The sequence below is a fragment of the Jeotgalicoccus sp. S0W5 genome, from assembly GCF_011634875.1.
Lineage (GTDB): Bacteria > Bacillota > Bacilli > Staphylococcales > Salinicoccaceae > Jeotgalicoccus > Jeotgalicoccus marinus.
Genome location: NZ_SIRQ01000001.1, coordinates 61,780 through 83,438, shown reverse-complemented (window position 1 = coordinate 83,438; position 21,659 = coordinate 61,780). Strand labels below are relative to the sequence as shown.

General features: G+C 38.2%; 23 protein-coding genes. 6 read left to right on the top strand and 17 right to left on the bottom strand.

The window, feature by feature from the left end; all coding sequences use genetic code 11:
• Window position 1 precedes the first annotated feature (1 nt).
• The 5 genes from mobA to EYB29_RS00440 are packed head-to-tail and all read right to left on the bottom strand — an operon-like array spanning window position 2 to window position 2,967.
• Window positions 2-568, bottom strand: coding sequence for a molybdenum cofactor guanylyltransferase MobA (gene mobA / locus EYB29_RS00460; RefSeq protein WP_166626243.1), 567 nt, complete (start codon window positions 566-568; stop codon window positions 2-4).
• A 4-nt stretch (window positions 569-572) separates the two neighbouring features.
• Window positions 573-806, bottom strand: a complete 234-nt coding sequence (locus EYB29_RS00455; protein WP_026866916.1) for a MoaD/ThiS family protein — start codon at window positions 804-806, stop codon at window positions 573-575.
• Window positions 807-1,250 (bottom strand): molybdenum cofactor biosynthesis protein MoaE, encoded by a 444-nt coding sequence (locus tag EYB29_RS00450; RefSeq protein WP_166626242.1) that lies wholly within the window; start codon window positions 1,248-1,250, stop codon window positions 807-809.
• A complete protein-coding gene (gene mobB, locus EYB29_RS00445) occupies window positions 1,251-1,706 on the bottom strand; it encodes a molybdopterin-guanine dinucleotide biosynthesis protein B (protein ID WP_026866918.1) in 456 nt (151 codons plus the stop codon). It lies immediately after the preceding gene.
• Window position 1,707: 1 nt separating this feature from the next.
• Complete coding sequence (locus EYB29_RS00440; protein ID WP_035856328.1) at window positions 1,708-2,967, bottom strand: molybdopterin molybdotransferase MoeA; 1,260 nt, start codon at window positions 2,965-2,967, stop codon at window positions 1,708-1,710.
• Window positions 2,968-3,140: 173 nt separating this feature from the next.
• Between EYB29_RS00440 and moaC the strand changes: the two genes are divergently transcribed.
• Window positions 3,141-3,617, top strand: coding sequence for a cyclic pyranopterin monophosphate synthase MoaC (gene moaC / locus EYB29_RS00435; RefSeq protein ID WP_166626241.1), 477 nt, complete (start codon window positions 3,141-3,143; stop codon window positions 3,615-3,617).
• A 38-nt stretch (window positions 3,618-3,655) separates the two neighbouring features.
• Here the strand turns inward: moaC and EYB29_RS00430 are convergent, their stop codons facing one another.
• Both EYB29_RS00430 and EYB29_RS00425 read right to left on the bottom strand, forming a co-directional pair.
• Window positions 3,656-4,162 carry a MogA/MoaB family molybdenum cofactor biosynthesis protein gene (locus EYB29_RS00430; RefSeq protein WP_166626240.1) on the bottom strand — a complete coding sequence of 169 codons (507 nt, stop codon included), beginning with the start codon at window positions 4,160-4,162 and terminating at the stop codon, window positions 3,656-3,658.
• Between the two features lie 12 nt (window positions 4,163-4,174).
• Window positions 4,175-5,176, bottom strand: a complete 1,002-nt coding sequence (locus tag EYB29_RS00425) for a ThiF family adenylyltransferase (RefSeq protein WP_166626239.1) — start codon at window positions 5,174-5,176, stop codon at window positions 4,175-4,177.
• Between the two features lie 205 nt (window positions 5,177-5,381).
• Here EYB29_RS00425 and EYB29_RS00420 point away from each other — a divergent pair, with 205 nt between their 5' ends.
• Both EYB29_RS00420 and pnpS read left to right on the top strand, forming a co-directional pair.
• Window positions 5,382-6,074 carry a response regulator transcription factor gene (locus tag EYB29_RS00420; RefSeq protein WP_026866923.1) on the top strand — a complete coding sequence of 231 codons (693 nt, stop codon included), beginning with the start codon at window positions 5,382-5,384 and terminating at the stop codon, window positions 6,072-6,074.
• Window positions 6,075-7,865 carry a two-component system histidine kinase PnpS gene (pnpS, locus tag EYB29_RS00415; protein ID WP_166626238.1) on the top strand — a complete coding sequence of 597 codons (1,791 nt, stop codon included), beginning with the start codon at window positions 6,075-6,077 and terminating at the stop codon, window positions 7,863-7,865. It begins immediately after the preceding gene.
• A gap of 190 nt (window positions 7,866-8,055) precedes the next feature.
• Here pnpS and EYB29_RS00410 read toward each other — a convergent pair whose 3' ends face one another.
• Window positions 8,056-8,739 (bottom strand): hemerythrin domain-containing protein, encoded by a 684-nt coding sequence (locus tag EYB29_RS00410; RefSeq protein WP_166626237.1) that lies wholly within the window; start codon window positions 8,737-8,739, stop codon window positions 8,056-8,058.
• 138 nt (window positions 8,740-8,877) lie between these two features.
• Here EYB29_RS00410 and EYB29_RS00405 point away from each other — a divergent pair, with 138 nt between their 5' ends.
• Together EYB29_RS00405 and EYB29_RS00400 are read left to right on the top strand one after the other, a co-directional pair.
• Window positions 8,878-9,828 (top strand): hypothetical protein, encoded by a 951-nt coding sequence (locus EYB29_RS00405; RefSeq protein ID WP_166626236.1) that lies wholly within the window; start codon window positions 8,878-8,880, stop codon window positions 9,826-9,828.
• Window positions 9,829-9,852: 24 nt separating this feature from the next.
• Window positions 9,853-10,434, top strand: coding sequence for an LOG family protein (locus EYB29_RS00400; RefSeq protein ID WP_051220512.1), 582 nt, complete (start codon window positions 9,853-9,855; stop codon window positions 10,432-10,434).
• Between the two features lie 22 nt (window positions 10,435-10,456).
• Here EYB29_RS00400 and EYB29_RS00395 read toward each other — a convergent pair whose 3' ends face one another.
• From EYB29_RS00395 to EYB29_RS00355, 9 genes are all read right to left on the bottom strand, one after another.
• Entirely contained in the window at window positions 10,457-11,020 is a 564-nt protein-coding gene (locus EYB29_RS00395; protein ID WP_166626235.1) for a GNAT family N-acetyltransferase, read from the bottom strand.
• 19 nt (window positions 11,021-11,039) lie between these two features.
• On the bottom strand, window positions 11,040-11,375 hold the full coding sequence (locus EYB29_RS00390) for a hypothetical protein (RefSeq protein WP_205710579.1): 336 nt from the start codon (window positions 11,373-11,375) through the stop codon (window positions 11,040-11,042).
• An 11-nt stretch (window positions 11,376-11,386) separates the two neighbouring features.
• A complete protein-coding gene (locus tag EYB29_RS00385) occupies window positions 11,387-11,668 on the bottom strand; it encodes a hypothetical protein (RefSeq protein ID WP_166626233.1) in 282 nt (93 codons plus the stop codon).
• 124 nt (window positions 11,669-11,792) lie between these two features.
• Window positions 11,793-13,475 (bottom strand): glutathione ABC transporter substrate-binding protein, encoded by a 1,683-nt coding sequence (locus EYB29_RS00380; RefSeq protein WP_026866930.1) that lies wholly within the window; start codon window positions 13,473-13,475, stop codon window positions 11,793-11,795.
• A 364-nt stretch (window positions 13,476-13,839) separates the two neighbouring features.
• Window positions 13,840-15,513: a glutathione ABC transporter substrate-binding protein gene (locus EYB29_RS00375; RefSeq protein WP_166626232.1), complete on the bottom strand. Its 1,674-nt coding sequence runs from the start codon at window positions 15,511-15,513 to the stop codon at window positions 13,840-13,842.
• Window positions 15,514-15,659: 146 nt separating this feature from the next.
• Window positions 15,660-16,640 carry an alpha/beta hydrolase fold domain-containing protein gene (locus tag EYB29_RS00370; protein WP_166626231.1) on the bottom strand — a complete coding sequence of 327 codons (981 nt, stop codon included), beginning with the start codon at window positions 16,638-16,640 and terminating at the stop codon, window positions 15,660-15,662.
• Between the two features lie 21 nt (window positions 16,641-16,661).
• A complete protein-coding gene (locus EYB29_RS00365; RefSeq protein ID WP_166626230.1) occupies window positions 16,662-17,327 on the bottom strand; it encodes a DUF6320 domain-containing protein in 666 nt (221 codons plus the stop codon).
• A 1-nt stretch (window position 17,328) separates the two neighbouring features.
• Window positions 17,329-18,594 (bottom strand): alcohol acetyltransferase, encoded by a 1,266-nt coding sequence (locus EYB29_RS00360; RefSeq protein ID WP_166626229.1) that lies wholly within the window; start codon window positions 18,592-18,594, stop codon window positions 17,329-17,331.
• Window positions 18,595-18,697: 103 nt separating this feature from the next.
• On the bottom strand, window positions 18,698-20,365 hold the full coding sequence (locus tag EYB29_RS00355) for a glutathione ABC transporter substrate-binding protein (protein ID WP_166626228.1): 1,668 nt from the start codon (window positions 20,363-20,365) through the stop codon (window positions 18,698-18,700).
• A gap of 384 nt (window positions 20,366-20,749) precedes the next feature.
• Here EYB29_RS00355 and EYB29_RS00350 point away from each other — a divergent pair, with 384 nt between their 5' ends.
• On the top strand, window positions 20,750-21,658 hold the full coding sequence (locus tag EYB29_RS00350; RefSeq protein ID WP_026866935.1) for an ABC transporter permease: 909 nt from the start codon (window positions 20,750-20,752) through the stop codon (window positions 21,656-21,658).
• Window position 21,659: the final 1 nt, after the last annotated feature.

Below are 21,659 nucleotides of genomic sequence, written 5' to 3'. Positions count from 1 at the left end.
CTTATTTAATATCAGTCTTACGATTGATATTAACAAGCGTCGTATTATCGAGATTATAGTCATCGATATTTATAACATTCACATCGATGTTCTCAAAAAACGCTCTCAAGCTTAATCTCTCTGTTTCCAGCTGTCGCTTAAGCATGTCTACCAGACCTTCATCTTGGTAAACACCAATGAGCGGATGTTGCCGATCATCGTCAGCTGTTATTGTCGTTTGACCTGTCTTTAATGCTTCTTCTACAAGAATATTCAACCATCTCACATCAACATACGGTGTATCACATGAAATAATCAAAAGTGCTTCATTAGGATAGGCTTTCGCCACTCTATATAGTCCACTGAGTGGACCCATATCCTTGTAGTCTGGGTCATCAACAATCACCTTATAATCTTTAAATCTATTCTCTAGTTTATCATTTGTGTTAATAACAATCTCGTCAATTGCTTGAACATTTTTCATCTTTTCAATGACATGTTCATACATTGGTTTGCCATTTAACTCATAGAGTGATTTATCTTCACCGAAGCGAGTGGATTTACCCCCAGCTAAGACGACACCAATCATGTAATCACCCTCCACTTACTGGTGGAATTAATGCGATTGTATCTTCTGAAGTTAGCACTTCATCATCCTTCACGAAAGCTTCGTTCTTAGCAACTTGAAACACTTCACCATCGAGCTCTGGATAGTCAACAAAGATATGACTTTTTAGCTCACCTGCAGTAATGCTATCACCGACAAATAAGTCGATTGTGTCACTACCAATTTTTTCTTTAATACTTGCAAATACCTTAACTTCCATTTATTTCTCCTCCACACTCGGGTGACATTTTCGGGAATCGCCTATCCACTGTTCCCCGTCTTCCCATATTTCTTTTTTCCATATTGGGACGATTTCTTTAAGTCTCTCCACAGCGTATTCATTCGCACGATAACTATCTGTTCGGTGCGGTGAACTTGTCACGATAACGACGGCAATATCTGATATCTCGAGCTTACCGATGCGATGTCCAATGGCTGTAATGACACCTGGCCAACGTGCTTCAATTTCATCGCCGATTTGTGCGAGCATTTTTTCAGCCATTGGTATATATGCTTCATATTCTAAGTGCACGGTTCGTGTACCTTTAGTCCATTCTCTAACATGACCCGTAAAGGTACAGACTGCACCTTGATGTTCATTGACAGTCATTTGGTGATACTTATTTATATCCAGTTCGTCATTGACGACTTCAAACATTTTCATTTATAGATTGCCCCATTCCTTAAACCATTCTAGCGCTCTTTTATTATCATAACGCATATCAAAATAGTTTAATACGTTCTTAAGACCGATTTGATTAATATCCGTCTCACCGTCATCGAAGGAGAATGTCAGTAATATTTTTGAATAGTTTTCCTGTTTAAACCCCTCGACTAGAACAAAGTCGACGGCTTCATTTTGAAATCTTTCTAAGAGCCTTGTTAGGGTCACCTGTCGGTTTTCTAAAAGCATGACATGACCCGGAGTCGTTAAGACTGTATAGTCAGAGCCCGCTTCAAAAAATTTACCTGTATCAGTAGAATCATCGACTTTTTCTTCTAAATGATGATTCTTAATGACAGCAACAGTTTTATCATTGGCTTTAATAAGGTGTACTAGATCCGTAATCAGTGTTGTTTTACCAGTATTTTTATAGCCGACAACCTGTAAGATTTTCATGTTATTCTACACCAAAGCTATCTGTACCTGTTGTAACATCTGTCAGCATGACCTTCACCGCGTCACCTGTCGTAAATCCACGACTACCACCTGGTAAGACAATCACACCATTACTTCTCGCAATTGAAGTGACTGCATTTGATTTGTTAAAGCCTGAAGGTCTCGCTTTAATCTTCCCTTCCTCAAAGAACAGTTCCGCTCTTATGAAGCGTGAAAATGGATTTGCCTTAGTGAAATCTTCATCTAAGATTGCATCCACTATGGGTGCGAATGGCTTAGATGCACCTTGAGTTAAATTTAAGCTCGGTCGAACAAAGAGTTCAAAACCAGAATAACAAGCGGATGGATTCCCGCTTAAACCGAAGAGGAATTTACCATCCAGAACGCTTACTGTGGTCACACTACCTGGTCTCATCGCAACCTTATTAAAGAGCACCTCTGCGCCGAGTTTTTCGTAAATTTTAGGTAGTAAGTCATAATCCCCAACAGACACACCGCCTGTCGTAATGACTGCATCCACTTCATTTAACATATTTTCAATTCGCTCGTACAAGACATCAAACTCATCCGTCTGTAATTTATAATGCTTACCTTTAATACCCATTCGATCTAACTGTGCTAAGATCATTGGCGTATTAGAGTTTCTAATCTTACCGCGTTCAAGTTCATCACCGACATCTAATAACTCTGTCCCCGTCGATAACACACCCACAACCGGCTGTTTGTAAACTTCAACTTCAGTGTAGCCAAAAGTTGCAAATGTTGCGATAGCACCTGGATTTATAGTGGTTCCTTTTTCTACAATCACATCGCCAACCTTACATTCTTCACCTTGAAGTGCAATGTTTTCATCTGGCTTAAATTCACGACGGATGGTAAAACCATCCTCAGTCTCCTTAGTTTGCTCAAACATGACAACCGTATCTGCCGATTTCGGAATTTCGGCGCCAGTCATAATGCGAAAAGCTTCATTTTCTTTTAATTCATAATCACTTGTCGATCCTGCAGGTACTTCTTCGACAACCTTAAAGGCAATTCGATTATCACCCGATGCACCTTTAGTATGGCTACTGTGCACTGCAAAACCGTCCATTGCTGACTTATTAAACAAGGGCACATCTGAAGTTGCCGTTAAATCCTCAGCCAATACTCTTCCATTCGCCTGATCATATGCAATCGTTTCTTTACTTGAAGGCACCACGTTTTCCATTACTTTTTCAACTGCATCATTCACATGTATTGGTGTTCGATTTAAAGTCATTATATCCACTCCATAATTATGATATTTAGTGTTTATCTTATATTTTGTTATAATTTATGATGATTGTTAGTTGGTTGTGGTCGTTGCAACTGTTTATCCTTTGGATGGCACTCGTTGTTTTTTCGACTTTGTGATAATCAACCTAAAACGACAAATAAACAGGAGGTACTCTCATGTCCGAATTTACTCATTTTAATGATGAAGGCCGTGCCCAAATGGTCGACATCTCAAATAAATCAGAAACGAAACGTGTCGCTCTGGCACAAACACTGATGGCTGTGCCTGAATCGATTTACACTGCGATCACAGAGGGCACTGTAAAAAAAGGTGATGTACTCGGTGTTGCCCAGGTCGCTGGCATCATGGCTGCGAAAAATACACATCAAATCATCCCGATGTGCCATCCGCTTTCTCTAAATGGCATCGATATTTCATTTACCTGGGACGATAAAACACCCTTTACGCTAATCATTCAAGCTACTGTTAAAACGACCGGTAAAACGGGTGTTGAGATGGAAGCACTCACTGCTTCAAGTGCCGCTGCACTCACTGTATACGATATGTGTAAAGCAATCGATAAAGGCATGATCATCAAAGAAACGAAACTGCTAGAAAAATCTGGCGGTAAGTCTGGTGATTATAAAGCCTAACTGTAATCTATGCAGAACTCACATGGGTTCTGCATTTTTTAATTGTCTTTAGTCACTTCAAAAACTAAGTGATTGAGTTCCGGTATAATCAATTTCTCCATGGCGAGCTTGACTGCACCGCTCGACCCAGGTAGAGAAATGATTAATTGATTACCATGCGTGCCTGCAGCAGCTCTAGATAACAGGCTTCTTGAGCCAATGTCTTCGGTGTAAGATAACATTCTAAACAATTCTCCAAAGCCTTCGATTTCCTTATCGAACAAGGGTCTGACTGCCTCGATGGTAACGTCTCTTGTAGCAATGCCAGTTCCACCAGTGGTAATCACCACATCGACACCTGTGTTTAAGTGATTGGTTACTGCATCTTGAATATCATTCGCTTCATCTTTTACTATCTCATAATTTTCTTCATCGACAATCGCATTCAGCTCAGTTAAGTATTCGATAATGAGTTTCCCACCCTTATCTGTCGACTTATCCCTAGTATCACTAACAGTCAGAACTGCTACTTTGATGTCTCTATCAATTCTTTCTACTATACTCAAAAGAAATCTCCCCTAACCAAATAATTGATTGACGATAGTTCTCGCCTTATTTAAATTCAAAACATTATGCATGAGTAATCTGCCGTTTGAAAAACTGACAATCCGTGAGTCTGAATAAGTAAATTCAATAAAATATGGCGTTTCTTTGTAGTTAATATTCGCTTGATTCAAGGTCTGTTTAACAAGATCTTCCGTTAAACGTTGGTCGATCACTTGAATCATATCTCTACCACAAAACTTCAAGGCGTGATGTGTTTCTTTATTAAATTCAGGAAAGGTTTTTAACTGACATGTCGGACACGTCGTTTCAGTCATGTTACTGATATCAGCCTTCATATAATCACTGTCCCACACATTACCGATATGGAGATGAAAGGGCTTAGTGTACTGCTCTGTTAAAATCTTAAGTGCTGTTGTTACTTGAAGACTGACTGCCATATGAACAGCTGGTGCGATAATTCCAGCCGTATCACAAGTTAGAGTTGTCGACGGTAAAACTGGTGTCAAACATCTAAAGCACGGCGTCTCACCTGGAATGAAAGCTGCACTCGAGTACGAAGCTTCTATACATGCTGCATATACCCAAGGTATACCTTTTTTAAAAGCGACGTCATTCATCATTAACCGCGTATCAAAGTTGTCTGTTCCGTCTAAAATAATGTCAGCCTCACTTGCTAAACTATCCAGTAAAGCTGCGTCACAGTGGGCTACATGCGTTTCTATGGTGACATCACTATTAATGTGTTCGAGCTTTAGTTTTGCTGCGATTGCCTTTGGAATTTTCTCTTTAGCATCCGCTTCAGTATAGAGTGTTTGACGCTGTAGATTACTCATTTCCACATAGTCTCGGTCAATTAAAATCAGCTTCCCTATGCCGCCGCGAACAAGCATTTCAGATGATAAAGACCCGAGGGCTCCTAAACCAACGATCACAGCAGTTTTTGCTGAGATGAGGTCTTGGCCACTCTCCCCAATATTGCGATATAACAACTGTCTAGAATATCTATTGTCCATTTATTTTCACTCATTAATTTCATTAATTTAAAGTAAATACTTTACAATTAATTTTATCATATCGATATGGCGAAATCATTTTATTGATTTTTAACCATTAGGAATCCACCCTATTGTTAAGAACATGTAAAAATACCGATTAAATATATGAATTATGCTAAAATATAGTTGTTAAAATATTAATTATTAGACGGAGGGCCACAAAATGAAGAAGTTGCTTGTTGTCGATGATGAACCTTCAATTCTCACCCTATTGAAATTCAACTTAGAGCAAAGTGGTTTTGAAGTACTGACCGCTGAAAATGGTAATGATGCATTAGAGATTGCGACGACTGAAGATTTAACCATGATTGTCCTGGACTTAATGCTGCCCGGCATGGATGGAATGGACGTCTGTAAGACCCTCAGACAAGAAAAAATCAATACACCGATACTGATGCTTACTGCTAAAGATGATGAGTTCGATAAGATCCTCGGCTTAGAACTTGGTGCAGATGATTATATGACTAAACCATTTAGTCCAAGAGAAGTTGTCGCACGAGTAAAAGCAATTTTACGACGTACAAGTGTCATCACAGCAGAAGTCAAAGAGGAAGTCATTAAGATTGGTGAGATTGAAATCCACCCAGAGAAGTATATGGTGCTCTTTAAAGGTGAACAACTTGTATTGACACCTAAAGAGTTTGAACTCTTACTCTACTTGGCAAACCACCGAGGTAAAGTATTGAGTCGAGATCAGTTATTAAATGGTGTTTGGGATTTCCACTATGACGGTGATACCCGTATCGTCGATGTACATATCAGCCATTTAAGAGAAAAAATCGAAGCCGATACTAAACAACCAACGTATATTAGAACGATTCGCGGCTTTGGTTACAAGATGGACGGACAAGACTAAATGCAACGGCTGTGGCTAAAAATCACAGGTTCTTATTTCATCTTATCTATTGCCTTCATATTAGTACTGTGGTTTTTTATCAGCTCGATTATAAAAAATACATATACAGACATGACAGAAGACCATTTGATTGAAAACGCTCAAATGGTCTCTGAAGTTATTGAGCTCGGTGGTTTAGACAAAGATACAGAACAATTGGATTTATGGATGAATCAATTAAATGAAGAAATTGAGCTAAGATATACCGTTATTGATCTTGATGGAGAGGTCCTGGCGGATTCAGAGTCCCGAATCGAGGATATGGATAATCACTTGAACCGACCAGAAATTAAAGCAGTTCTCGTTGATAATCAAGAGCTAGGTACATCGACTCGTCTCAGCGATACTAGAGAAGCTCAAATGATGTATGTTGCCATCCCTGTATATTCTGGTGACGAGTTAATTGGGGCTGTGAGAACTTCTATATTCACGACTTCAATTGATAATGCGATTGGTACAATTTGGAAAACGCTTGGTGCTGTATTAGTCGTTATACTATTAATTTCTATAATTTCAGCAGCCTTACTTTCCTATAATATTACCAATCCAATCAATGATGTCATCAACGTGACAAAAAGACTAAAAAACCAAGACTACAGCGCTCGCATTCACTCAAAATATAAGGGTGAGATTGGTGATCTTAATGAATCCATCAATATTCTGGCACAGAGTTTACAGTCTCATGTGAACGAAATCGAAGAGAGTGAAAAGCAATTAAATAGTATACTATCGAACTTAGTATCCGGTGTTATTTTAATTAATGACAAAGGCATCGTTGAATTGACCAACCAAGCGACAGAACGGTTTTTATCGAAACATAGTTCTAAAATCAAGGGACGAGATTATAAATTTGTACTTGGACCTTTAGGCGTCGATAACTTAGTCGAAACAACGATTGATGATAATGTTAAACAGCATGATGAAGCACACATCTATTTCCCTGAAGAGAGCATACTAGATGTGCACATTGCACCTTATTACACACAAGGTTGGCTACAACGTGGGGCCATTGTTGTTCTCCATGATATTACAGCAATTCGAAAACTCGAAAAAATGCGCAGTGACTTCGTTGCTAACGTTTCCCATGAGCTAAAAACACCGATAACTTCTGTTAAAGGCTTTGCCGAAACATTGATTAGTGGTGACGTTCCTGATCCCGATACTGCCCAACAATTCTTAAAGATTATATATGATGAAAGTGAACGCTTAAATCGCTTGATTACTGATCTGTTGAATCTTTCTAAGATTGAAAAGCAAGCAATGCCACTGCAGATTGAAACAGTCGACGTCAATAAGATTATCAGGGAGACAGGTAAAACTGTGTTAAAACTTGCTAAGGATAAGCATATTTCCATTCATCTACCAGATGAAGCACAAAGTGTGGAAATTGAAGCTGACAAAGATAGATTGAGTCAAATTATCTTGAATCTCGTTGCAAATGCAGTAACCTATACTTCGGATGAAGGTCATATCTACATCGATCTTGAAGAACGAACGACAGATATAATGATTAATATCAGAGATACTGGTATGGGTATTCCTCCAGAAAGCCTTGACCGACTCTTCGAAAGATTCTACCGAGTCGATAAGGCACGTACCAGAAACTCAGGCGGTACAGGTTTAGGACTTGCTATCGTTAAGCACTTGGTCGAGTCCCATGAAGGTGAAATCTACGTTAATAGTGAAGAAGGCGTCGGTTCAACCTTCTCCGTTAGGTTACCGAAGATCCATGACGGTGATTTTAAAGATTAGTATGTATATATAGGGCACGTGACTTAGTGTATTTAAGTCACGTGTCTTTTTGTGTGTTCAAAGCCGAGCTCGGTCGGTAGGTGCGCTTCGTTTTTATTTCGAAGCGGAGCTAGATCCATTCATCAGCTTCGTTTTAATAGATTAAAAACCCGCCAGCTGGAAAGTATCCAACCGACGGGCGAACATGATTCTATCTAAATGGAGTAAATAGAAGATTGTTTTCTAAGTGTAATAACATCATAATATTTTCTTCGTTTTCTTCAAGCTTTCTTAAGACAAAGACATTGAGCGGTTCATTGGCGTCTATTGGTGTGTAACCATTCGTCAGCTTATTAATCTGCTCGAACCAATTGACGATATTCTTATGTGCATCGATTAGTCTTGTGATATGTGGCTTCAGCGCCTCAAATGCTACTTTACTGTCATCTTCATAGTAGGTTTTAAGCAGTGGATAAACGTCTGATCTCTCAAGTTCGATATGCACAATCATTTCTCGGTAAATATTATAGAATAGTTCACTGACTTTTTCATACTCAGGATGATTTTTCTTATATTTCTTTCCTAGTTTTTCAACATAGTCATTTAAGACTGGAAATTCATCAAGTAGGTCATCGTAATATTTACGCTCGATATATTTAATGATGCTCACTTGATCCATAAATGATACGTCTATACCTTCTTTAGGTTGTTTTTTTAAGTTGTTTAATTCATAAAGAATATTTTCTAAGTCAAACTGTCCTTCTTCATGTGCTTCTTTTAAAGTGCGATCTCCTTCGGTGACAAAGTCAATATTAAGTTCTCTAAATATAGTTCCTGCTGCAGGCACTTTAAAACAAATATCTTTTAGTTTCATTGTTTCATTAATATTTGACATGCTGAATCCTCCTCATCTATTCTTTATATTCATACCTTTATTAATCTTAATTTAAACCTATGAGTTCGTTTAATTCATTCTTTAGATGGGTAATGTATAATTAATCTTGAAACAGCTATTAAGATGGAGGTCAATCCAGTGAATAAAAATATTAAAGCTTTGGCTACAATCATTCCTTTAGTTGTAGTCCCACTAATTAATGAACGTAAAAAAATTAAAGAACATCCTGATATGAAGAAATTAGGTGCAGTATCAAACTCAGTTTATACTAGAGTGAAAGATTCTAGTAAAGAAACAGCTACAAATGTTTATCATACGACTAAGGATACTGCGAGCAATATTTCAGAAAAGGTGTCTGACAGACTTGATTCAAGAAGCTATAACAAGGAACAAAAAGGCTATATGAAGAGTCAGGCTAAAGAAGAATCTTTAGAGAAAAAATTCGAGAAAGAAAAAGCTAATCACAGAGAGAAAAGATTGTCTCAAAAGAGTAATGATCAGTCGTCTTTCGTACCTAAGATTTTTCAATCTCAACAGGATAAAACCGACGACGAAAAGGTTGACGGTATGACTGTGTCTGAAGATGTCACTGTAGATAACTCACAGTCACCTGAAGTAAATGCAGAAAAGTTAACTCACCCTGATAATCAAGAACCGGATTATGGTGAGTCTTATATGTTCGAAGACATAGAGGATGAAAACCAAAGAAATGATATTGTCCCTTACAAAATGAATGAATTACAAACTATAGAAACGAGTGACGACATGACAAACATCCAAGAATTAAATGAAGAGAAAGTATTAAATACAGAGTTTACTAGAAAGAACAATGAAGATAATGAAAATGATATTCCACTACGTCAAAAACATAAAAACATTTTAGACCCACGTAGTGCTGCTAGAGATAAATATATTAGTGAAAAGAAAGCAGAAAAAGAAGAATTAAAACAGGATAATAGTCTATTTAACAAACACCGTCGTATGAATTTTGAGCATTCGAACAAGAGACAAAGAAAAATAACAGATGGTACGCCTTATGTTAAAGACCAATCCATCAAAAATTACGAATCGCTCATGTTCAATAAATAAGGTAAACAACTAGGAGTTATGCATATGGACATTAACAAGATTACTGTATTTTGCGGCGCAAGATCTGGTGATAATCCAAAATTTGAAGCGGCAGCCTATAAACTCGGTGAAGATGCAGCAAAAAATGATATGACAATTATCTACGGTGGTGGCGCGACTGGGCTCATGGGCGCTGTTGCTAATGGTGCTTTAAGTGTTGGTGGTGACGTCATCGGTGTGATGCCTCAGTTTTTAATTGACCGTGAAATTGCGCATACTGGTGTTTCTGATATGCGTGTGGTACAAAACATGCACGAAAGAAAGCTAGAATTAGAGTCTTTAGGTGATGCTATTATTATGATGCCTGGTGGCGCAGGTACTCTTGAAGAATTCTTCGAGGTATTCACTTGGGGACAACTTGGACTACATGAAAAGCCGATTGGCATTTTAAATATTGATGGTTATTTCGATCCTTTAAAGGAAGTCATATACAACGCTATAAATCAAGGTTTCCTCGAGGAAAGATATTTAGACATGTTATTTGTCAGTGATAACTTAACAGATATAGTTGAAGGATTTAAAAATTATACCCCTGTTGCGATTAGAAATTATAAGGATTTAAAATAATAGAGCGAAGTCCAAGATGAATTTACATCTTGAGTCTTCGCCCTTTTTTTGTGCTTACTTTATATAAAATATGTGGTTTTAAGGAATGGCCATCCATAATGCTTGGATGTTCAAACTCCGTAACAACCTCCATACCAAGTTTCTCCATAATGTTAATGGATGGAATATTTTTCTTTGCAGTAAAAGCGTAGACTTCTTTAATATCCGTCTGCCTCTCTACAAACTTCATTACACCTCGTGCTGCCTCTGTTGCAAAACCTTGATTCCAATGTTTTTTTGCTAGGCGCCAACCAATCTCAATACAAGGTAAAAATTCAAAGTCCAAACTACCATCAGCCTCTAGTACACGGATACCTGTAAAACCAATGAATTCTCCAGTATCTTTTCTTTCCACTGCAAAAAGACCAAAGCCTCTATCCAAAATTGACTTTTGGCTCGCTTTGGCATAATTGACAGATTCCTCTGGCGTTTGCAGATTAGGAAAATAACGCCGCACATCAGGATCTAAATTCATCTTGATAAAAGGCTTCAAATCACTTTCCTGCCAATCTCTTAGTATCAGTCTTTTAGTTTTGATGTATTTCATTTAGCTTCAGCCTAACATATTATAGTTCTGATTCATTCTGTATGGGTGCTTCTTTTCTAACATAAGAAATTAAACGCACAGTGAATACACCATTTTCTAAATCATATTCAGCTAAACGTTTTTTAGTATTATTTGTAGTCACAACAGCATCGATTAAATCGACGGTATGCTTGAGTTTAAAAGTAACAGTAAATGCTTCAAAACCACGCTCTGGCGCAGGTTTCTTTACGACAACTCGATTGATTGAACCTTCAACGTCTTCAAGCTCAGTACCAGTCGCTGCTTCTAACTCTTTAGCAAGTTCCTTTATTGTCATTTCTTTTCCTTCTATTAAATAGAACTTTTCTTCATACATTACGCTCATCCTCACTCTTCTGAATCAGTATTTTCTTCTGTTTCTTCGTTTTCTTCAGATGCTTTACTTTCATCCGGTTCTTCTTGGTTGTTTGATTCTAACTCGTCTAACTCAGATTCTTTGGCATCTACTTGTTGTTCTAGTGCTTCATTATCCCCTTGGACATCATTAATCTGATCTTCAAGTTCTGCAATTTCTGATTTCACCTTATCTAAATCTTTTTCAGCCTGGCTAGCCTCACCACTACAAGCAGCAAGCATTAACACACTGAATAACAAAATCATTTTTTTCATATCAGTCACCTATACTTATTCTTACCCGATATTATACCATTCAAGAGCTATTTTTGAAATTTATCGTAAAAAAGTTATAAAAAAACATACACAGTAAAATTTACTGTGTATGCTTTGAGAAACTTTAGTTTTCGATTGTAACTTCATTTAAGTGATAAATACCCTGAGCGTCGACGTTGAATCCTTGGACACTAGAGTTTAAACCTGTTAGGTAACTCTGGTGGTGGATGTAAGCCATTGGCGCTGTTTCAACGAGTTTATCTTGTAATTCTGAATAGATTTCTAGACGTGCTTCCTCATCAGATTCACGACGACCCGCTTCTAGGAGTTCATCAACTTCATCATCTGAGAAGAATGAACGGTTACCTGGGTCACCATGCATTGATGAGTGGAACAATGGATAAGTTCCGTAGTCCGCATCACCTGTAGTTGTTGACCAACCTAGGATGAACATATCATGTTCACCAGCAGCAGTTTGTTCTAAGTACGCACCCCATTCAAGCTGCTCAACAGTTAAGTTAATGCCAATTTCCTGAAGTGATTCTTGTAGATAGACTGCTGTATTCACGCGTTCTGGGCTATCGTTAGTCCAAATTGAAAGGTCAATTCCATCTTCATAACCCGCTTCAGCTAATAATTCTTTAGCACGTTCTGGGTCATATGAAATACCTTCAACGTTTTCATCATATCCGAATACACCTGGTGCTAATGGTCCTTTTGCAGGTGTACCCACACCGTCATAAACCCCTTCGATAATTGATTCACGGTCAATCGCGTATGAAATCGCCTGACGTACTTTTGGATCATTAAGTGGTTCTTTTTCAGTATTGAAACCGATGTATGAAAGTGACATAGATTCAGTTTCTTCTAAAGCAGTGTTTTCACCATTTTCTACACGGTCAACATTACTTGATTCAATTGTTCCAGCAACATGAGATGAGCCGGATTCAATTTCAGCTAAACGTGAAGCTGTTTCTGGTACAACTTTGAAAGTTACAGTATCTAATTGAGCAGGTTCACCAAAGTAATCATCATTTCTTTCAAGCACAACATTTTCACCTGGTGCACGAGATTGTAATTTAAATGCACCTGTACCAACTGGGTTATCCGTCACGTATTGACCAAGGTGTTCAGAAATCGAATCTTGTACTTCTTCTGCCTCACCACTGTCTCTTAACTCATAGTACTCTTCAGCTGTCATATCTTCACCAGCTTCATCAAGAGCAGCTTGGTAGTCAGCATCGATTACATCTTTACTGATCATGCCCCCACCATCGTGAGCAAGGTGTGCGAGTAATGGCGCAAATGGATATTCAGTCGTAATTTCAACTGTATACTCATCTACCGCTTCAACATCAGTAATCATTTCGTAAAGGAACATACGTGGTGACGCCATTGCTGGGTCTAGAACACGGTCTAAGTTTGCAACAACAACATCAGCATTAAAGTCTGTGCCGTCGTGGAAAGTCACATCATCACGAAGTGTAAAACTCCATGTAGTGTCATCAACTTGTTCCCATTCTGTTGCTAAGTTCGGTTCAACTTCCATATCTTCGTTTAACTGAGTTAAACCATCGTAAAGATTGTAACGAACGTTCGATGATGGAACATCGTTATTACCATGTGGATCCATTGATACAATGTCACTCATTTCAGAGATGACAAGATCTTGTCCACCTGCAGGTGTACCTTCGCTAGCGCCCTCTTCACCCTCAGGATCCACGTCGCTATCGCTTGTACAAGCAACTAAAACTAAAGCAAACATTGCTGCAATCCCAATTGTCAGCAGTTGTTTTAAATGCTTCATTATGTAATTCCCCCTCAAAAATTTTAAATTTTAAGATAATTTTCAATCTTAAAATTACACTCTTAACATATTACATGATAAGAATATTTCATACAAGATGGAATTTTGAGAATATTTACCCTTCTATTAACAAAAATCCAATCAGTAGTTAGCATACCATTATTTTCTTGTTAGATGAAGCGCTTTCAAATATTTTATTAGTTTTTATTCATAAAGAGGGTTAACTGTGCATTTATGATAGAGATATTTTATTTTGTTTTTTACTCGTTAATTTCTCATGTTACAGCTAAGCCCTATTTCCAATCTAGTCCCAACAAAAAAACAACCCTCACACTAATGAGGGTTGTCCTTAAGCTCATTATCTCTATTGAATTGTTGTTTCTTTGAAGTTGAAGATGTTGTAAGAGTCGCCTTCAAATTTTTGTACGTTGTTGTTATGTGCATTTAGGTTTTCACCATGTCTAATAAAGATGGCTGGTGCTTCGTCGACTAGAATTTGCTGTGCTTCTTCATACATGCCAGCACGCGTATCCTCATCTGTTTCTTGACGGGCTTCATCTAGTAAAGCATCAAGTTCTGGATTATTGTAGAATGAGCGGTTACCGTCTGGTCCAATGTTATCACTATGGAACAGTGGTGAAATACCGTTATCAGGGTCACCCGTTGAGTTACTCCATCCTAGGATGAACATGTCATGTTCTCCGGCACCTGTTGCTTCTAGGTATGCACCCCATTCAACTTGCTCAACATTGACTGTAATACCTAAGTTACTCAGTGATTCTTGTAGCCATAGTGCGACATCGACACGTTCTGGGTTATCATCATTTACCATCAAGTTAATTGTTAGATCTTCAACGCCAGCTTCGTCTAATAATTCTTGTGCTTTGTCCATATCGTATTCTAAGCCCTCAAGGTCTTCAGAATAGCCAAGTACACCTGGTGCGAGTGGTGCAAATGCTGGAGTACCTGATCCATTATAAACACCATCTAATACTGCTTGGCTATCAAAGGCATGTGTAATCGCTTGACGGACTTTCGGATCATTGAAAGGTTCTTTTTCGGTATTGAAACCGATATAGTCAATCGATACTGATTCATTTCTTAGTAATGTAACATCCGAATTTCCTTCAACTCGTTCAATATTACTAGATAAAGTTGCAAGAATTGCATCTGATGTACCTGACTCTAACTCGGCAAGTCTTGAACCTGGTTCTGAGACAACTTTGAAATCTACACCATCAAGTAGTGCAGGTTCCCCATCCCAATAGTCATCATATCTGACAACAGAAGTCACTTCACCCGGACTACGACTTTCAAATTGGAAGTAGTTCGTACCAACTGGCTCACTTTCAACGAGTTGACCAACGTATGAACTAATTTCATTGGCAACAGCTTCATGCTCTTCCCCACCTGAATCTCTTAGTTCATAATATTCTTCAAGTGTAAGATCACTACCCGCTTCGTCCAGTGCATTTTGATAATCTGCATCAATTAAATCTTTTGAAATCATTTTACCTGCACCGTGTGTTAAGTTATTTGCTAATGGGGCAAATGGATATTCAGTGACTAATTGTACTGTGTAATCATCAATCACATTAACTTCAGTAACCATGTCTAGTAGGAACGCTCTTGGTGATGCTTTTGCAGGATCTATTAAACGTTCGATATTTGCCTTAACAACTTCTGCATTAAACTCAGAGCCGTCGTGGAATGTTACACCTTCACGTAGTTTGAACTCCCAAGTCGTATCATCTACTTGTTCAAATTCCTCTGCAAGCGCTGGAACAACCTCTAAGTTCTCATCTTGTTTTAATAATGGTTCATAAATAGTGTCACGAATTTGTTCTGATGGTACATCATTACTACCATGTGGATCCATAGACACTGCATCAGCAGGAATAGCCAAGGTCATTGTACCGCCTTCTGCTCCTCCTTCTTCACCGCCACCTGTTGCTTCATCAACATTACTGTCATCACTACAAGCAGCTAGAATAAGTATTAAAGCTCCCAATATGGTCAAAAAACTAAATTTTTTCATTTGAAACCCCCTATTTCTCGAGAAGTTAAATACTTCTTTTAATATTCTGAATTTTACACTACTACTTAAAATTATACAACATTTATTTCAGAAAATTATAATTATTGGATGCGTTTTCTTCTTACTCCCTAAAAAGAGACCCTGAATTATAGGATCTCCTTTCTTAGGTCTATTAAAATATCACCAATCATCCGCCTAGCTTCTATACCCTCTTTAACGGGATACAAGGGGAAAACGTGATTTTGCTCTTCGAACTCAAAGTATTCAAAATCCGCACCTTCATCCTCGAGTCGATCGACATATTTTCTAATATCAGGTACTAAAATTTCTCGTGTACCTGCAAAAATATATACCTTCGGTAGGTCTATGACGTTCCCATACACTGGAGACACTTTATAATTATTATAGTCCGTGTCTCCTCTCCAAAGCTTACCAATAACTTGTAGTTTTTCTCTTTTAAGCATCGGTTCCACTTCGATAAAGTTCTCAATCTCAGGATTATTCAAAGATACGTCCATCCACGGACAAATGACGATCTGTGCTTTTGGTAGTGTTTTACTTTGTTGATATAAATACTGTACTAGACCCAAGGTTAAACCGCCACCTGCTGAATCGCCCATGATAATTAAGTCATCGTTCTCACTAATCAATTGTTCATAGAGTACTTGCACTTGTTCATAAGCTTTTTCATATGTATGCACTGGTACTTTCGGATATATTGGGACAATAAATTCTAAGCCGGTTTCTTTAACTAGTTTATTGATGAAGCGCCAGTGAAATGGTGAGGGTTGATTGATGTAACCTCCACCATGTAAATATAGTACACGCGTATGAGACTCTACTTCGTCCGGAGATACTGTGTAAACTTTCATATCTGAAACAAAATAATGGTCAATATTTGATCTGAATAAACTCGCTGGTATCTCATATTCCTCACTATTTTCTTTTTCTTTTCTTTCGAGTAATTCTTCATCCGCTGTCGTATTATCAAAGGTTGCCACTCTGATGACATCCTCTGCGAGCTCACTCCCCACACTACGGTGATTGACGAATATGGCACGGTAAATATAAGTGAGCACACCAAATATCGCTGTTATTGTTGTAATCGTCCTCAGTAAGATCTTCATGCATTCACGCCTTTCAATATTTTATAAATGAAACCGTCTCATTAGTTGAGTCATAAAGCTTTCGTTGGCAATTAAGAGCATCAGTATAAAAGACACTGTGCCCAGTGATGCAGCTGATACTGCTGGCCAAAGAACGTGTGACACGCCTGTAAAATAGAGAATCAATGGCAGATAACCCAATCCAATCATCATCAACAGGAAACTAATATAGCCTGTCCACTTCATTCTTACCTTTATAATCAGCATACAAATTAACACGATACCTGCCAGTATTATCAGTGGCATAACATAGTCAACAGACCACTGTAAGGAACCGGTCATGGCATCAATGACCAAAAGTAAAATCGTCAAGCTGACGACTTGGGCAATAATCTTACCACCCAAATGCGAAGGTGATAAGATGGTGTGATTTAAAGACACAAGTAAGTAGAACACCGCCACTGCTACATAGAATACCCATAAGAACCGAGGCATAACGATAATATTGACTAAGAGACAAATAATCGACGCTAGGATGCCACCGAAAACTGCAAATTTTGCGAGTCGGTCTTTAACTTTAAATCTTTTCTGATCATAAGCAGGATAGGCGCGTTCTTCTTTTGGTAAGTCTGTCGTTGAAAGCAACTGATGACAGAGCGGACATGCTCGTTGTTTCGTATTAATCTCACATTCTGAACAGCGATTCATCTTACTCTCCCCATCCATTGGAATGAACGGTTACTTCTAGTCCCGTCATTCGCGTAAGGTTTTTAAAAAATGCTTTTATAAATTCATTTTCGTCAATAGACCTTGCAAAAGTCATTGTTAACTTATTATTAATTGTTGCCGCCCCACAATTGATTGGACTCTTTTTAGTTGGGTATAAAACGATATCCATCCAATCGATAAAGGGACGCATTTCATCTGGTACTTTTACATTTCCTAAGTTCGTCAGAGTCAATGTCTTTCGATTTTCGCCCACACTATTAAAGGCAAAACGCATAATAGGATACTTTATAAAGACTGGAACAATTCTTAGTAGTAAATTTTTCTGGAAGGAGACAAAGTGATTAATCACCCTCTGTAGAAAAGATTTTTCCGTTTTCTTAATAAGTTCTCTTGTGACAGCTTCTATAATTTCATCCATTGTCATATCTTTTTTTACTTGAACTCCGATGTTTGAGACAGAAAAGAAATTTCTCATGGTCTTAGAAGGGAACACTTTCCTAAGGTTCACCGGTATTGCCACACTAATATAAGCGTCACTATTTTTCTTTCTTTCTTCATAGATCGTCAGAATCAATACACTGGTTAGAAGCCCGGTTAAAGAGGTCCCCTGACTTTTGGCAAAGGTATTGAGTGCACCAGCATCCATAATACCCTGCACAAGATTAATACCTCTTGGGCTTAACTCAGTACCGGATAATTGGTAGGCTTTTTGATCTTTGTCTTGGCTTTTAGCTGGTTCACTATGATTGACATAGCGAACAAAGCTGTCTTCTGACTCTTCTTGGTCTACCTCATCTTCAGGTAACAGAATTGTGCCGTCCGTCATTATGTTTTTACCCATCAAATTTAAGTACTGATAGACGAGTGTTTTTAAAAATTCCTGGGCACCTCCGCCATCTGTTACAGAATGAAATACTTCTACAGATATTCTCTTGTTGAAATATAGGACACGAATTAAAAAGGCATTATTTTCCTTTCGATCAATCGGTGCACATGGATAATCTGTTTCTTCTTTGACTAACAGGCTGTCATCGTTTGCCTCTAGAAAATCCCAAAATAAACCTTTTCTTACCCTGACCATTAAAGTTGGAAAGCGTATTGCGACGATGTCGAGCGCTTCTTGCAGCACTTCTGGATTAATCATTTCATATAGAGTGGCTGAAACTCTGTAGACAGCAGAATTAGACGAACTTGAAACAGCATGAAAAATCTTACCTGTATTATCAATCTTATACCACTGACTCATCTTTTAACCCTCCATTTTCTCTTATACAAATTGTATATCTTAGAGCAATAAAAAAGAAGTAAAACCGTCAAAGGTTCTACTTCTTACTATAATATAGGTAAATTTATTCACTCTCTAAAGTGACGTTTCTGAAGTCTGGTTTGTTAAAGTTATTAATTTCTAATCCCTGTACTTCAGTTCGAGCTGCATTGGCACTTTGTGCTTGTCGAATTGAAACAAATGGTTGATCTTCGATTAAAATCTCATCCACTCTTTGGTAAATTTCTTCACGTTTACCTTCATCTAGCTCTTGTCGGCCTTGTTCAAGTAGACTATCCACTTCTTCATTTTCATAGAATGAACGGTTACCACTCGCACCTTGCATTGAAGAATGCACTAATGGCCAGAATGATTGGTCTGGATCTCCAACTGGGTTCGGCCAACCTAGAATGAAGAGGTCGTGTTCTCCGTTAGACACAGCTTCTAGATACGCACCCCACTCTAATTGCTCAATTTCTAAATTAATACCTATCTCTTTTAGTTTTTCTTGCATCAATACAGCAAGGTCTACACGTTCTGGTGAATCATTCGTCATGACAGTTAAATCAAAGCCGTCCTCATATCCTGCTTCACTAAGCAATTCCTTGGCACGTTCTGGGTCATAATCTAGATCTTCTAAGTCTTTGTTATAGCCAAGTAATTCTTGTTGAATCGCACCTTTCATCTCGCGACCGACACCGAAGTAAATACCTTCCATAATTTCTTCCTTATCTACCATGTGTGCAATCGCCTGACGGACACGCTTATCTTCAAGTGGACCTTCTTGAGTGTTCATACCGATGTATTCATTCGACAGATTATAAACTGGATATGTTTCCATCTCTGGATGATTTTCTATACGTTCCCACTGACCATTATCAAATCCTTGGATGAAGTGAGATTGTCCACTTTCAAGTTCTGCAATTCTTGATGCATCCTCAACGACAACTTTAAAGGTCACAGTATCTAGTTTTGCAGGCTCATCCCAATAATCATCAAAGCGTTCGACAACAATCTCTTCCCCTGGTGTTCTCGATTGGAATTGCATATAGCCTGTACCAATTGGCTTTTGCTCAATAATCTCACCGGTATTATTACCTACTGCTTGAGAAACCGCTTCGTATTCCCCACCACCAGCTTCTCTTAGTTCATAAAATTCTTCTAAGCTGATATCTTGGTCACTTTGATCAATTGCATTTTGATAATCTTCATCTATTACTTCTTTTGATACAATACCTGCACCATCATGTGCTAAGTAATTTAAAAATGGTGCGAAAGGATATTCAGTTACAATTTCAATCGTGTAGTCATCGATTACATTGATTTCTGAAATCATTTCAAAAATGTTGGCACGCGCTGATGCGACTGCCGGATCCATAATTCTTTCAAAGCTTGCTTTTACGGCGTCAGCATTGAAGTCTGTCCCATCATGGAATTTTACACCTTCTCTTAAGTTAAAAACCCAAGTCGTATCATCTGTTTGTTCATAATCAGTCACAAGTCTAGGCTGTGGGTTTAGGTCCTCATCTAAATAAAAGAGGCCTTCGTAGATGACATTTCTTCGCTGGTCAGACGGTAAATCATTTTGACCTGCGGGGTCAAGTGATGAAGCATCACTTGCATAAGATGCGACTAGGTCTCCACCCGATGAATCTGAAGCTGCATTTTCACTCTCCATTACTTCAGAATCATCTGTACATGCTGCGAGCATTAGTAGGGTCATGGCAAATATTATGTATTTAAATTTTTTCATTACTATCCTCCATTTACAATTCATATTACTACACTATGTTTTAGCGTAAATCATATTATACCACTCGGGATTGATTAATCAAGATGCTTGCTCATACAAAAATCAAATGACCTAATATTTAATTGATCATTAAATTTAAACCCTAGTCATAAACTACGAATTAGAAGTTATCATTAACAAATTTCTGAATAATAGCAAATAAAGCCTGTCATATGGGTGTTACCGTTTTCAATTGTGTACAATTTTAGGAATCTTGGCAGTAAAAAGTATAGACTTATTCACTATCTTCTTGTTATAGTCGAGACGTCGATGTATTATTAAAAGGTATTTATCAAAATACAGTGACTTATCTTAATATTTTGTCTTAGAGGGGGTTTATACTAAATGTCTAACATTCAACCTAGTCAGGTTCCAGCAAAGAAACCCGCTAATCGCCGTGTTGAGAACTTTAAAGATTTCTTTACAAAATTAAAGAAAAATAAAGCAGCACTCACTGGTTTCTACGTATTGGTGTTTTTCTTACTTGTCTCAATCTTTGGGGCACTGGATTCTAACTATAATTTTTTAGGGGTGAATTCTAACGCCACAAACCTTACCGATAAATTACTTGGTCCTTCTGGACAGTATTGGTTCGGTACAGATCACCTTGGGCGCGATATCTTTTATCGTATCCTACATGGTATGTACATAACCTTAGGAGTCGGTTTCGCAGCAACATTTATGGCTGCATTGGTCGGTGTACCAATCGGTATTATTGCCGGCTATTACGGTGGATGGGTCGACACTGTAATTATGCGTCTCATGGACGTTTTACTTGCTTTCCCTGGTATCCTACTTGCACTTGCAATTGTCAGTGTACTAGGTGGTAGTACAATCAACGTTACAATCGCCATCGCAATCGGTGCCCTACCGCAATTTGCACGTATTGTCCGTGGGTCCACATTGACGACTAAGAAACTTGAGTACGTCGATGCTGTAAGGGCTTTAGGTGCGCGTGATGGTAAGATTATTTTCCAGCATATTCTACCTAACATAATGTCACCAATTATCGTTAATACGACAATCTTTGTTGCGACAGCGATTCTTTCTGCAGCGGGTCTATCATTCCTAGGTCTTGGTGTTCAGCCACCTACGCCTGAATGGGGTGCCATGCTAAATGATGGTCGTAACTATATGTATCAAGCAGCTCACATTACATTCTTCCCAGGTATCATGATTGTAATTGTCGTTCTTGCGTTTAACTTATTTGGGGACGGCTTAAGAGATGCGCTTGATCCGAAGTCTAAAAAATAGG